The organism is Burkholderia sp. AU17457 (assembly GCF_002223255.1).
Taxonomy (GTDB): Bacteria; Pseudomonadota; Gammaproteobacteria; order Burkholderiales; family Burkholderiaceae; genus Burkholderia; species Burkholderia sola.
Window position 1 is genome coordinate 435,445 of sequence record NZ_NKFB01000004.1, and the last position, 12,707, is coordinate 448,151.

General features: G+C 68.7%; 16 protein-coding genes. 11 read left to right on the forward strand and 5 right to left on the reverse strand.

What is annotated here, in order from left to right; genetic code table 11:
- Nucleotides 1-261: 261 nt before the first annotated feature.
- A complete protein-coding gene (gene pyk, locus CFB49_RS14325; RefSeq protein ID WP_089435572.1) occupies nucleotides 262-1,698 on the reverse strand; it encodes a pyruvate kinase in 1,437 nt (478 codons plus the stop codon).
- Here pyk and CFB49_RS36775 point away from each other — a divergent pair.
- A complete protein-coding gene (locus tag CFB49_RS36775; protein ID WP_256975618.1) occupies nucleotides 1,697-1,825 on the forward strand; it encodes a hypothetical protein in 129 nt (42 codons plus the stop codon). The genes pyk and CFB49_RS36775 overlap by 2 nt on opposite strands.
- A 157-nt stretch (nucleotides 1,826-1,982) precedes the next feature.
- Here CFB49_RS36775 and CFB49_RS14330 read toward each other — a convergent pair whose 3' ends face one another.
- From CFB49_RS14330 to CFB49_RS14340, 3 genes are all read right to left on the reverse strand, one after another.
- Nucleotides 1,983-3,179, reverse strand: coding sequence for a phosphoglycerate kinase (locus CFB49_RS14330; protein WP_089491621.1), 1,197 nt, complete (start codon nucleotides 3,177-3,179; stop codon nucleotides 1,983-1,985).
- Nucleotides 3,180-3,459: 280 nt separating this feature from the next.
- A complete protein-coding gene (locus CFB49_RS14335; RefSeq protein WP_089435574.1) occupies nucleotides 3,460-3,783 on the reverse strand; it encodes an AzlD domain-containing protein in 324 nt (107 codons plus the stop codon).
- Entirely contained in the window at nucleotides 3,780-4,535 is a 756-nt protein-coding gene (locus CFB49_RS14340; protein ID WP_050014553.1) for an AzlC family ABC transporter permease, read from the reverse strand. Before CFB49_RS14340 ends, CFB49_RS14335 begins: the two co-directional genes overlap by 4 nt.
- A 207-nt stretch (nucleotides 4,536-4,742) precedes the next feature.
- Between CFB49_RS14340 and CFB49_RS14345 the strand changes: the two genes are divergently transcribed.
- The 6 genes from CFB49_RS14345 to CFB49_RS14370 all read left to right on the forward strand — a co-directional run bounded on the left by CFB49_RS14345 (nucleotide 4,743) and on the right by CFB49_RS14370 (nucleotide 9,302).
- Nucleotides 4,743-5,666, forward strand: a complete 924-nt coding sequence (locus CFB49_RS14345; RefSeq protein ID WP_089435576.1) for a branched-chain amino acid transaminase — start codon at nucleotides 4,743-4,745, stop codon at nucleotides 5,664-5,666.
- A 50-nt stretch (nucleotides 5,667-5,716) separates the two neighbouring features.
- A complete protein-coding gene (locus CFB49_RS14350) occupies nucleotides 5,717-5,911 on the forward strand; it encodes a zinc-finger domain-containing protein (protein ID WP_006482499.1) in 195 nt (64 codons plus the stop codon).
- Between the two features lie 140 nt (nucleotides 5,912-6,051).
- The gene (waaF, locus tag CFB49_RS14355; RefSeq protein ID WP_027785312.1) at nucleotides 6,052-7,089 is read left to right on the forward strand and encodes a lipopolysaccharide heptosyltransferase II; all 1,038 of its coding nucleotides are present in this window, start codon (nucleotides 6,052-6,054) and stop codon (nucleotides 7,087-7,089) included.
- 115 nt (nucleotides 7,090-7,204) lie between these two features.
- Nucleotides 7,205-7,651 (forward strand): nuclear transport factor 2 family protein, encoded by a 447-nt coding sequence (locus CFB49_RS14360; protein ID WP_006477934.1) that lies wholly within the window; start codon nucleotides 7,205-7,207, stop codon nucleotides 7,649-7,651.
- Between the two features lie 33 nt (nucleotides 7,652-7,684).
- The gene (locus CFB49_RS14365; protein WP_089491622.1) at nucleotides 7,685-8,722 is read left to right on the forward strand and encodes a hydrolase; all 1,038 of its coding nucleotides are present in this window, start codon (nucleotides 7,685-7,687) and stop codon (nucleotides 8,720-8,722) included.
- The gene (locus CFB49_RS14370; protein WP_089435578.1) at nucleotides 8,715-9,302 is read left to right on the forward strand and encodes a DUF2946 family protein; all 588 of its coding nucleotides are present in this window, start codon (nucleotides 8,715-8,717) and stop codon (nucleotides 9,300-9,302) included. The genes CFB49_RS14365 and CFB49_RS14370 overlap by 8 nt, the downstream gene beginning before the upstream one ends.
- A 39-nt stretch (nucleotides 9,303-9,341) precedes the next feature.
- On the opposite strand, the gene CFB49_RS14375 is transcribed toward CFB49_RS14370, so the two are convergent.
- Nucleotides 9,342-11,036, reverse strand: coding sequence for a M48 family metalloprotease (locus CFB49_RS14375; protein ID WP_089491623.1), 1,695 nt, complete (start codon nucleotides 11,034-11,036; stop codon nucleotides 9,342-9,344).
- 267 nt (nucleotides 11,037-11,303) lie between these two features.
- Here CFB49_RS14375 and moaC point away from each other — a divergent pair, with 267 nt between their 5' ends.
- The 4 genes from moaC to CFB49_RS36785 all read left to right on the forward strand — a co-directional run bounded on the left by moaC (nucleotide 11,304) and on the right by CFB49_RS36785 (nucleotide 12,667).
- Nucleotides 11,304-11,792 (forward strand): cyclic pyranopterin monophosphate synthase MoaC, encoded by a 489-nt coding sequence (gene moaC, locus CFB49_RS14380; protein WP_050014564.1) that lies wholly within the window; start codon nucleotides 11,304-11,306, stop codon nucleotides 11,790-11,792.
- Nucleotides 11,793-11,839: 47 nt separating this feature from the next.
- Nucleotides 11,840-12,013, forward strand: a complete 174-nt coding sequence (locus tag CFB49_RS36320; RefSeq protein ID WP_179234903.1) for a hypothetical protein — start codon at nucleotides 11,840-11,842, stop codon at nucleotides 12,011-12,013.
- 227 nt (nucleotides 12,014-12,240) lie between these two features.
- Nucleotides 12,241-12,390, forward strand: a complete 150-nt coding sequence (locus CFB49_RS36780; RefSeq protein WP_249190543.1) for a hypothetical protein — start codon at nucleotides 12,241-12,243, stop codon at nucleotides 12,388-12,390.
- An 88-nt stretch (nucleotides 12,391-12,478) separates the two neighbouring features.
- Nucleotides 12,479-12,667: a hypothetical protein gene (locus tag CFB49_RS36785; protein ID WP_249190542.1), complete on the forward strand. Its 189-nt coding sequence runs from the start codon at nucleotides 12,479-12,481 to the stop codon at nucleotides 12,665-12,667.
- The last annotated feature ends 40 nt before the right edge of the window (nucleotides 12,668-12,707 follow it).

The following is a 12,707-nucleotide window of genomic DNA, read 5'->3' on the forward strand; positions in this document are numbered from 1 at the left end:
CCCCTCTGAACCGGGACGGCGCGGCGCGGCTGAGCGTCGAATAGCCGCATTTTATCGCGAAGCGCCTCCGATTCCGACCGCTGGGTGGCGCCCGCTCGCAATTTGTTACGTTCGCACGGCACAATCCGGCCAAAAAGGAGAAAAAAAGCCGCGCGGGGCTTCGGACCCCGCGCGGCGCTTGCGCAAAAAACAGTGCCGGATCGATTCCGGCCGATCCGGGCCGCCGGCCCGCGGGCCGGTTCGATACGGCTCAGCCGGCACTCAATAGTGCTCGCCGACCCGCACGATCTTCAGCGTGTTGGTGCCGCCCGCCTGCCCCATCGGCTCGCCGACGGTCAGCACGACCATGTCGCCGTGCTGCACGTAGCCCTGCTTGACGACGATCTCCAGCGCCGCCTGCAGCGCCGAATCGCGGTCGCTGTTGAAGTCGACGTGCAGCGGCGTCACGTTGCGGTACAGCGCCATCGTGCGCTCGCTGCCGACGCGCGGCGTCAGCGCGAAGATCGGCACGTGCGTGTAGTGACGCGACATCCACAGCGCGGTCGCGCCCGATTCGGTCAGCGCGATGATCGCCTTCGCGCCGAGGTGGTACGCGGTGAACAGCGCGCCCATCGCGATCGACTGGTCGATCCGCGTGAACGTGCGGTCGAGGAAATCCTTGTCCAGCTCGACTTCTTCCGATTTTTCCGCCTCGACGCACACGGCCGCCATCGTCTCGATCGTGACGACCGGGTACTTGCCGGCGGCCGTCTCGGCCGACAGCATCACCGCGTCGGTGCCGTCGAGCACCGCATTCGCGACGTCCGACACTTCCGCGCGGGTCGGCACGGGCGCGTAGATCATCGATTCCATCATCTGCGTCGCGGTGATCACGAGCTTGTTCGACTCGCGCGCCATCCGGATCATCCGCTTCTGCAGCGCCGGCACGGCCGCGTTGCCCACTTCGACCGCGAGGTCGCCGCGCGCGACCATGATGCCGTCGGACGCGTCGAGGATGCTCTGCAGCGCCGGAATCGCCTCCGCGCGCTCGATCTTCGCGATCATCTTCGGCTTGATGCCGTATGGCGCGCCCGCGATGTTCGCGAGCTGGCGCGCCATTTCCATGTCGGTCGCATTCTTCGGGAACGACACCGCGACGAGGTCCGCGCCGAGCGACATCGCGGTGCGGATGTCTTCCATGTCCTTCGCGGTCAGCGCCGGCGCCGACAGGCCGCCGCCCTGGCGGTTGATCCCCTTGTTGTTCGACAGCTCGCCGCCCACCTTGACGATCGTGTGGATCTCGTCGCCGAGCACGCGCTCGACGGTCAGCACGATCAGGCCGTCGTTCAGCAGCAGCAGGTCGCCCGGCTTCAGATCGCGCGGCAGTTCCTTGTAGTCGAGACCGACGCGCTCGTCGTTGCCGAGTTCGCAGCCCGCATCGAGGATGAACGGCTGCCCCGGCGCGAGCGTCGTCTTGCCGTTCTCGAACTTGCCGACGCGGATCTTCGGGCCCTGGAGGTCGGCCATGATCGCGATCTCGCGGCCGACCTTGCGGGCGGCCTCGCGCACCATTTCGGCGCGCTGGCGGTGATCGTCGGCCGTGCCGTGCGAAAAATTGAGCCGCACGACGTCGAGGCCCGCCTGCATCATCTGCAGCAGAATCTCCGGCGAACTGGATGCCGGGCCGATCGTGGCGACTATCTTGGTGGCGCGCTGCATGAAACTCCTCATCTGGATCAAGGTGGATGCGCTGGGTGAAACGCTGCGAGAGCCGGAACCGGCAGGCCCAGCGGCCGCCGTTCCGGGGGGCGTGCCGGTGCTGGCGCCCGGCATCGCTTTGTTCTGAATCTCGTGGTGCTGCACGGCCGCGTCGCCGGCGGCCGCCGGTGCGCGCGGGGCGGTGTTCGCCCGCGCGGGCGCGCGTGTGCGCTTGCCCGCGCCGGCCGGCTGCTCCGCTTTCGCGGAGCGCGCGGCCTTCGTCACCCCTGCGCGCGCCGCCACGCTCAGGCCGCCCGCGTTTCGAGCACTTCCACCGCCGGCAGCTTCTTCCCTTCGAGGAACTCGAGGAAGGCGCCGCCGCCCGTCGAGATGTAGCTGACCTGGTCGTGGATGCCGTACTTCGCGATGGCCGCGAGCGTGTCGCCGCCGCCCGCGATCGAGAACGCGGACGATTTGGCGATCGCTTCGGCGAGCGTCTTGGTGCCGTTGCCGAACTGGTCGAACTCGAACACGCCGACCGGGCCGTTCCACACGATCGTGCCGGCCTTCTCGAGCTGGCTGGCGAGCGCCCTGGCCGTATCGGGGCCGATGTCGAGGATCATATCGTCCGCTTCGATGTCGGCGACCTGCTTCACCGTGGCCGCGGCCGTCGGCGAGAATTCCTTGGCGGTGACGACGTCGGTCGGGATCGGCACCGATGCGCCGCGCTCGCGCGCTTCGTCGATGATCGCCTTCGCCTCGGCGACGAGATCGGCTTCCGCGAGCGACTTGCCGATCGACAGGCCGGCCGCGAGCATGAACGTGTTCGCGATGCCGCCGCCGACGATCAGCTGGTCGACCTTGCCGGCCAGCGACTTCAGGATGGTCAGCTTGGTCGACACCTTCGAGCCGGCGACGATCGCCACCAGCGGGCGCGCCGGGTTGCCGAGCGCCTTGCCGAGCGCGTCGAGCTCGGCGGCCAGCAGCGGGCCCGCGCACGCGACCGGCGCGTACTTGGCGATCCCGTGGGTGGTCGCTTCCGCGCGGTGCGCGGTGCCGAACGCGTCGTTCACGTACACGTCGCAGAGCTTCGCCATCTTCTGCGCGAGCTCGTCCGAATTCTTCTTCTCGCCCTTGTTCACGCGGCAGTTCTCGAGCAGCACGACCTGGCCCGGCGCGACGTCCACGCCGTTCTCGACCCAGTTCGACACGAGCGGCACGTCGCGGCCGAGCAGTTCGGCGAGACGCTTCGCGACCGGCGCGAGCGAGTCTTCCGGCTTGAATTCGCCTTCGGTCGGACGGCCGAGGTGCGACGTGACCATCACGGCCGCGCCGGCGTCGAGCGCGGCCTGGATGGCCGGCACGGACGCACGCACGCGCGTGTCCTCGGTGATGTTGCCCTGGTCGTCCTGCGGGACGTTCAGGTCGGCGCGGATGAACACCCGCTTGCCGGCGAGCTGGCCGGCGGCGATCAGGTCGGTAAGACGCTTGACTTGGCTCATGTTGAACAGATTGAAGTAGTGGATGGGGAAAGGGGGTTCACGCTGGACGTGCGCGGGCTGCCGCGAAAGGGCGCCGGATGCGGCCGTGGCTGGCGGTTCGCAAGACGCGCACGGGTAAAAAATCTCGAACGGGCATTCTAGCCGATCCATCCGACAGACTGACCCGTGCGGCGGCGAATTCCGCCTATTTGGGATCGCGCGCCGGAACGGAAGCCTTGCCGCATTGCAGCAATCCGCAGACGCAGGCGGGCCGTGCCCGGCAAGCCGGAACGGCGGCGCATCAGAAGATCAGGCGCAGCGCGGTGAACACGAGCATGCCGACGACGATCGTGCCGAGCATGCTGCGTCGCCACAAAAACCAGCCGAGGCCGGCGAGCGCCGCGTAGAACGGATGATTGGACAGCCCGAACGACAGCCCGGCCGGCGTTTCGAGCACGTCGGGCAGCACGACGGCGACCAGCGCGGCGGCCGGCGCGTAGCGCAGCGCGCGCTGCACGCGTTCGGGCAGCACGGTGCGCTCGCCGCCGATCAGGAACAGCGCGCGCGTGACGGCCGTGACGATCGTCATCCCGACGATGACGATCCAGATCTCGGTCGCGCTCATTCGATGTCCTTTTCGTGCACGGTTTCGGTCCGGATGCGCCGCCAGTCGGCGCGCTCGACGAAGAAATCGGCCGCGCAGCCGGCCGCGAGCGCGGCCAGCACCGCGATCGGCAGCGCGAGCCGGTACGGCAGGTCGAACGCGATCAGCGACACGATGCCCGCGACCGCGACGGCCGCGAGCGTCGAGCGGTTCGCGACCGCCGACACCATGATCGGGATCAGCGCGAGCGTGCCGGCCAGCTCCAGCCCCCAGCTCGCGGGAAAGACGCTCGCGAGCAGGATGCCGGCGAGCGACGACACCTGCCACGACGCCCAGCTCGCGAGCGCCATCCCCCAGAAATAGGCTTCCTTGCCCGGCACGCGGCCGTACGCGAAGCCCTGTTTCTGGAACAGCAGATAGATCACGTCGCCGTTGAAATAGCCGATCGCGAGGCGCCGCCACAGCGGCAGGTAGGAAAAATGGGGCGCGAGCCCGGCGCTGAAGATCACGAAGCGCAGGTTGACCATCGCGGCCGTGAGCAGCACGGTCCAGATCGGCAGCTTCGCCGCGAGGAGCGGCAGCACCGCGAGCTGCGACGAGCCCGCGTAGACGAACAGCGACATCGCGCTCGCCTGCCCGAGCGTCATCACGGATTTGCTCATCGCGATGCCGGTGACGAGCCCCCAGGACAGGATCGCCATCAGTGTCGGGGAATAGTCGCGCGCGCCCTGGATCAGCGCGAAGCGGTCGGTGGCGGACAATCGAGCGAGCATCGGAAAGCGGGCCGCGGCGGGCGGTTCGTCGGGCCGCCGGCGCCTCCTGCCGGTGCGACCCATCGTTATTGGAATCGGTACCGGACGATTATAGCGCCGGCCCCGTGCCACCCGACCGGATCGTCCCCAAATGACGCTAAAATAAGCGTCTTTCCGGTTCAACGCTGCACACCACCCGCAGCACATCACCGCTTCCAGGAGAATCCTATGTCAATGGCCGACCGCGACGGCAAGATCTGGATGGACGGCAAGCTGATCGACTGGCGCGACGCCAAGATCCACGTCCTGACCCACACGCTGCACTACGGCATGGGCGTCTTCGAGGGCGTGCGCGCGTACAAGACGGCCGACGGCGGCACCGCGATCTTCCGCCTGCGCGAGCACACCAAACGTCTGCTGAATTCGGCGAAGATCTTCCAGATGGACGTGCCGTTCGACCGTGAAACGCTCGAAGCCGCGCAACTCGCGGTCGTGCGCGAGAACCACCTCGAGTCGTGCTACCTGCGCCCGATCATCTGGGTCGGCTCGGAAAAGCTCGGCGTGGCCGCGAAGGGCAATACCATCCATGTCGCGATCGCCGCGTGGCCGTGGGGCGCGTACCTCGGCGAGGACGGCCTCGCGAAGGGCATCCGCGTGAAGACGTCGTCGTTCACGCGCCACCACGTGAACGTGTCGATGGTGCGGGCGAAGGCGTCGGGCTGGTACGTGAACTCGATCCTCGCGAACCAGGAAGCGACGGCCGACGGCTACGACGAAGCGCTGCTGCTCGACGTCGACGGCTACGTGTCCGAAGGCTCCGGCGAGAATTTCTTCCTCGTGAACAACGGCAAGCTGTACACGCCCGACCTGTCGTCGTGCCTCGACGGCATCACGCGCGACACGGTCATCACGCTCGCGAAGGACGCCGGCATCGACGTCATCGAGAAGCGCATCACGCGCGACGAGGTCTACACGGCCGACGAAGCGTTCTTCACCGGCACGGCCGCCGAGGTCACGCCGATCCGCGAACTCGACAACCGCACGATCGGCAGCGGCGCGCGCGGCCCCGTCACGGAAAAGCTCCAGTCGGCGTTTTTCGATATCGTGTCGGGCAAGAACGCGAAGTACGCGCACTGGCTGACGAAGGTCTGAGCGCGCCGCGCCACCGACCGCCCCACACAAGAGTGATAAGAGAAAGTCTCATGAGCGAAATCAAGGAAATGCCGCTGGTCGAGCTGACGGCCAAGGATCTTCCCGCCTACTGCCCGAACCCGGCCATGACGCGCTGGAATGCGCACCCGCGCGTCTTCATCGACGTATCGCACGGCGAGGCGCGCTGCCCGTACTGCGGCACGCGCTACAAGCTGCGCGACGGCGAGGTCGTCAAGGGCCACTGAGCCCCGGTGGCCGGGCCCGTGGGCCCGCCGACCCGCAAGGCGGCGCAGCCGGAAATCCGGCGCGCCGCCCTTCCCCATTATGGCAACCCGAACGCGGCGCCCGTGCGCCGTGCTTCATTACGACATCGGAAGTCGACCTGATGCGTCGAGCGCTGGTTATCGCACCGAACTGGATCGGTGACGCATTGATGGCGCAGCCGCTTTTTGCGCTGCTGAAAAAGCTCCATCCCCGCATCGCGATCGATGCCGTCGCACCCTCCTGGGTCGCGCCCGTGCTCGAGCGGATGCCCGAGATCCACGATGTCTACGCGACCGATCTCGCGCACGGCAAGCTGCAGCTGCTGCGCCGCTGGCAGCTCGCGAGCGACCTGCGCGACGTCGGCTACGACGCGGCGTACGTGCTGCCGAATTCGCTGAAATCCGCGGTGATCCCGTGGCTCGCGAACATCCCGCTGCGGATCGGCTATACGGGCGAGCACCGCTACGGGCTGTTGAACGTGCGGCACGCGAACCCGACCAAGTCGGGCGAGCGGCCGCCGATGACGACCCACTACGCGGCGCTCGCGTACGCGCCGGGCGCGAAGCTGCCCGAGTCGATGAAGACGCTGCCCGCGCCGCGCCTGGATGCCGACCTGAACGAGACGGCGCGCGTGTCCGCACGTTTCAATCTCGATACGCGCAAGCCGCTCGTCGTGTTCTGCCCCGGCGCCGAATACGGCCCGGCCAAGCGCTGGCCGCCCGAGCACTTCGCGTCGCTCGCGACCATCGTCCACCAGTCGTTCCCGTATACGCAGATCGTCGCGCTCGGCTCGCAGAAGGATGCGGCGGCCGCGCAGGCGATCGCCGACCACGCGCCGAACGTGCGCAACCTGTGCGGGCAGACGTCGTTGTCCGAGGCGTGCGCGCTGATCGCGCGCGCGAACGCGGTCGTCACCAACGATTCGGGGCTGATGCACGTCGCCGCCGCGTTGCGCCGGCCGCTCGTCGCGTTGTACGGATCGACCGATCCGCGCCACACCCCTCCGCTGTCGGATCTGGCGAAGGTACAATGGTTGCATCTCGAATGCAGTCCCTGCTTCGAACGCGAGTGCCCGCTCGGCCACCTGAAGTGCCTGCGCGAACTCGGTCCCGAGCAGGTATTCGGCGATTTGCGCGGCATGCTCGTCGGGCAGCGCTGACCCTGACCGGCAGCGTCGCACGGCGCGCCGGGCAATCCGATTCACCGGTGTACGGCGGCTCGATCCGGGCCGCCGTGCTGAATACGGCGCGCGATGCGCGCGAGAGACAACCCCGATGCCACGTTTTGCCCGCCTGTTCGAAGCTGCTGCCGATACGCTGAACGCCTACTACCAGGCCGTCGCGGATGCCAATCTCGACGCGCTGCTGGCGCTGTGGATCGACGAGGATTTCGCCAGCTGCGTCTGGGCGGACGGCGAGCATCTGCACGGCCTCGACCAGATCCGCGGCGGGCTCGCCAACCGGCTCGCGACGCGCCCGGTCACGATCGAGCCGCTCGACATCCGCGTGTACGACAGCCTCGGCACGGTCGTCTATACGATCGCCGAAGCGCATCAGCAGGCCGACCTGACGGCCGAACCCGACATGGTTTTCGCGACGTACGTGATGATCCACGAACGTGGCGAATGGCGCATCGCGCACATCCACGCGAGCCCGATTCCTGAACAAGCGGCCGGACAATTCGCCGCGAAGATCCGTCACGGGCAGGGTCCGCTGCACTGACGAAAAACGAAGCAACGCATTAGCGGGGCGATCATGAGTACGGCTTCTCCGCCCACCTCGCCGCTGACCGGGCCCCCGGCCCCCGACGACGATTCATTGCGCTATCGCGCACCGCGCTGGCTGCCGAACAGCCATGTGCAAACCATCGTGCCCGCGCTGTTCGCGCGGCGTCCGGTTGTCGCTTATCGGCGAGAGCGATGGGAAACCCCCGACCACGACTTCATCGACCTCGACTGGGTCGCGCACCTCGACAGCGCGGCGCCAGCGCCCGACGCGCCGCTGTTCGTGCTGTTCCACGGCCTCGAAGGCAGTTCCGGCTCGCATTACGCGCTCGCGATGATGGCCACCGCGCGCGCGAACGGGTGGCACGCGGTCGTCCCGCACTTCCGCAGTTGCAGCGGCGAGATCAACCGCCAGCCGCGCTTCTACCATCTCGCCGACAGCGCCGAGGTCGACTGGATCCTGCGCCGGCTCGCCGCGCAGCACCGCGGGCCGCTGGTCGTGGCCGGCGTGTCGCTCGGCGGCAACGTGCTGCTGCGCTGGCTCGGCGAGCATCGCAGCGACACGTCGATCGTGCGCGCCGCCGCCGCGATCTCGACGCCGATCGACGTGCACGCCGGCGGCCGCGCGCTGTCGCAGGGGTTCGCGATGGTCTACACGCGCAGCTTCCTGAAGACACTCAAGCGCAAGGCGCTCGCCAAGCTCGACCAGTATCCGGGGCTGTTCGACCGCGACGCGATGCTGCAGGCCGTGACGATGCGCGACTTCGACGAGGTCGTGACCGCGCCGCTGCACGGTTTCGCGAACGCGGACGACTACTGGACGAAGGCGACCACGCGGCCGCTGCTGCCCGCGATCGACGTGCCGACGCTGATCCTCAACGCCCGCAACGATCCGTTCCTGCCCGAATCGGCGCTGCCGGGCCCGGCCGACGTGTCGCCGGCCGTCGAGCTCGACCAGCCCGCGCACGGCGGCCATGCGGGTTTCATGACCGGGCCGTTCCCCGGCCGCCTCGACTGGCTGTCGGCGCGGGTGTTCGGCTATTGCTCGAAATTCGTCGACCATGGATGACATCGTCAGACAGGCGCTCGCCAAATGGCCGAACGTGCCGCATTGCACCGGCTGGCTGCTGCTCGACCGGCGCGGCGCATGGCGGCTGCGCGACGACGCCGCGCAGGCGGCCGGCGAACTCGGTTCGCCGATCCGGCATGCGGCGCTGAACGCGTTCATCGGCCGCAACTACGCGTGCGACGCGCAGGGCCAGTGGTTCTTCCAGAACGGGCCGCAGCGCGTATACGTCGAACTCGCCTATACGCCGTGGGTCGTGCGGCTCGCCGAGCATGACGGACAGCTTGCGCTCACCGACCAGACGGGTGCCCCGTTCGAACCGGATGCAGCGTGGCTCGACGACGGCGGCGGCGTGCTGTTTCGCGATGCCGGCACACCCGCGCGCATCGCGGCGCTGCACGATCACGACCTCGGGCTGTTCGCCGATCACGCGGATTTCGATGCCGAGCCGCCGGTGCTGCGCTGGCGCGACGGCCGTACGCTGCGGCTCGGCCGCATCGCGTGCGCCGACGTACCGGCGCGGTTCGGCTACGTCGCCAGCCCGGCGCGCCACGCGCGCGACGCCGCCGACAGCGGCCAGTGAGCCGCGGCGGCGCCGGCCGCGCTCGCTGCGCGGCGGTCGCTACCCGCGGCCGTTCTTCTCGTCGTCGCGCTCTTCCTTGTAGCGCGCCTCGAATTCCAGCAGCCGCGCGCCGATGATCGACTGCTCGTAGAACGACACGTCCTTCGCGTCGCGCGCTTCCTTCAGTTGCCGGATCGCCGACGGCCACGCGCCGTCGAGCGCCAGTTTCTCCGCCAGCGCCCGGCGCCGCGCGAGCACGTCGCCCTTGCCGTCGCTCGCCTTCGCGAGGTAATCCCACCAGTCCGGCTGTTCGGGGTCGGCCTTCGCCTGCGCCCGCGCGAGCGTCTGCGCGTCGGCGAAGCGCCGCGCGGCGATCAGCGCCTGCAGGTGCGCGACGATCGCCGCGTGCGACGCCGGCCAGCGCCGCTGCGCAAGCGCCGACAGCCGTACCGCATCGTCGGTCCGGCCCGCGCGGCGGGCGATGTCGGCGGCCAGCACGTCGAGGCTCGGCGAACTGGTCGCCGGATCGTCGTCGCGCCGCTCGCGCTCGTCGAACGCGCCGCGCGCCGATGCGAGCGCCTTGTCCGCCGCATCGTACTGGCCGAGCAGCGTGTTCGCGAGCGCGATGCCGTACCAGTTCGCCGCGACGTTCGGCGCGGTGCGATCGTCGATCTCGAGCTGCATCCGGCGCGCCTCGGCCGAGATGTCGGTCGGCGCCCGGTTCTGCAGGATGCGCAGTCGCGCACGCACGAACCCGTATTCGGCCGACTGGCGCGGCTGTCGGTACGGCGCGCGGCGCGCCCGATCCTCCATGTCGGCAATCCGCTCGCCGGTCAGCGGGTGCGTGCGCGCGTAGGCCGGCACACCCGCATCGCCCATCGACGCGCGGTCGAGCCGTTCGAAGAAGCCCGGCATGCCATACGGGTCGTAGCCGGCCCCCGCGAGCAGCTGGAAGCCGACGCGATCGGCCTCGCGCTCGGCCGAACGCGAGAAGCGCAGCTGGTTGTCGACCGCGTACGCCTGCCCGCCCATCGCGATCGCGCTGCCGAGATCGCCGCTGCGCGCGAGCACGCCAGCCAGCACGCCGAGCAGCATCGTCGCGAGCGCCGTGTAGCCTGTCTTCTCGCTCGCACCGATCATCCGTGCGATGTGGCGCTGCAGCACATGTCCCATCTCGTGGCCGACCACCGATGCGAGCTCCGACTCCGTCTGCGTCGTCACCACCAGCCCGCTGTTGATCCCGATGAAGCCGCCCGGCATCGAGAACGCGTTGATCTGCGGATCGCGCACCGGGAACAGGTCGAAGTCGGGCGTGTAGCCGCCGATGTAGCGCGCCGCCGCCGCGGCCGCGAGCCGCGCCGCCATCGCGTTCAGGTAGTCGCGCACGAGCCAGTCGTCGAGATAGTCGGGATCGCGCCGCACTTCGCGCATCACGCGCTCGCCGAGCCGGCGCTCGGCCTGCGGCGTCAGCGCGCCGCCGGAGCCGTCGCCGAGATCGGGCAGCTCCAGCGCACGCAGCGGCGCGCGCAGGCTCGCGACCGGCGCCGACGCACCGTCCGCGCCCGAGAACCGGCTCTCCGCGCCGCCGTACGTCCCGAACACGCCGGTCGCGATGCCGGACGGCACGGTGGATATCGACGTCGCGCCGCCCGCCGCCGGCTCGAGCGGCGGCGCGGATGCGCTTTGCGCATGGCCGCCCGGCGGCAGCGCGAGCGCGGCCGACAGCGACACGGCAAGCAACTGTTTGACACGCATGGCAGGATGAAAACGACGCCGTCCCGCGCGCGGCGCGCATCGCGGCGTGTGGTCTGAATATTCGGGTCATTGTACCGGCGCCGCGACGACTGTCCCGTGCCGCGCGTGCGTCATCTGCGCCTGCGGCAACGCGGACGCCGCTGCTATGATAGGCGCCCGCTGCGCGGTTGGATCGGTTCGTCGCGCCGGTACGGGATTCGACGCGCGGCCGATCGCGAAGCCGGATCGACGGACGTGCGCGCGCACGCCGCTCCACGAGAGGAAGACATGTCAGGACTCACCCATTTCGATGCCGCCGGCCATGCGCACATGGTCGACGTCGGCGACAAGCAGGAAACCCGTCGCATCGCGATCGCGCGCGGCACGATCCGGATGCTGCCGGCCACGTTCGCGCTGATCCGCGACGGCAAGGCCAAGAAAGGCGACGTGCTCGGCGTCGCGCGCATCGCGGCGATCCAGGGCGCGAAGCGCACGGCCGACCTCATTCCGCTGTGCCACCCGCTCGCGCTGACGCGCGTGGCCGTCGACTTCGAACTCGACGACGCGCTGCCGGGCGTGCATTGCGTCGTGCAGGTCGAGACGTTCGGCCGAACCGGCGTCGAGATGGAAGCGCTGACGGCCGTCCAGGTCGGGCTGCTGACCGTCTACGACATGTGCAAGGCCGTCGATCGCGGGATGGTGATCACGGACGTGAGCGTGCGGGAAAAGCGCGGCGGGAAGTCGGGGGACTGGAAGGCGGAAGACGCGGCGGGGTGAACGGCCGGGCGCAGCCGGCCCGGCAGCAGAACATGCGCGGCGACGCCATGTCGACCAGGGGCAAGAAGCCGAATAGCGATAGCTGCACGATGAACGTGCCGTCGTACTCGCTCGAACTGGACGACGGCACCTTCAAGACTGACGCGTTCAAGACCCATCCTCTCGCCTGTCTCGACGACGCTCCGGCCGGGCTCGGGCCTGTTGGACTGAGGCCGAAATGAAATGACGAGAAAATTCCCGACGCTGTCGCTCGGCGCGGCAGTCGTGTTCATCGTTCTGACCGGGTGCCGCGGACGCCGGCAAACCCCGTCGCACCTTTGACGGCATCGACCTCGGCCCGGACGGTACCTTGCGCATGGCATACCACGTCGAAAAATCCGAGTACGCTCCCGCCAGAAGCGTTGTCTATCGGCTCGGCTAGGAACAATCCGGGTTCGTCCTGGACACCGTGTTGCCTGAACAGGGGATCGTCAACCTGTCCTCGTCACCGACCGCGTCGGATCACTATGCGCTGTACGCGCTGTCGCGTCTCGGCGAACCGCGCAATTTCGATAATCCCGCCGACAAGGGAAAACGCGTCGGCGCCATTTCGACCTGAACGAACGGCGCACCCGAACAGGTGCGGCAGTTGCATTCGTTTGACGACACGCTGACGCTCGATAGCCTGAGCGTCGGCCGGGGACGGATTGCTGCTCGTCTACGCAACCGGCGCCAGCCGCAACGGCACACCGCTCGATCTCACGTTCGTCAGCAGCAACGCGGGAAAGACCCGGAGCTCGAGCAGGGAGAAACCGACTCAGGGCTGGTATCTCAATGCCCAAACGAACACGTTGTATTCGCTGGTCGCCTATACGCTCAAGAAGCGGCAGTTCTGACCGTTCCGATGCGATTCCCGCGGGGCGCCGTCGCGATTCG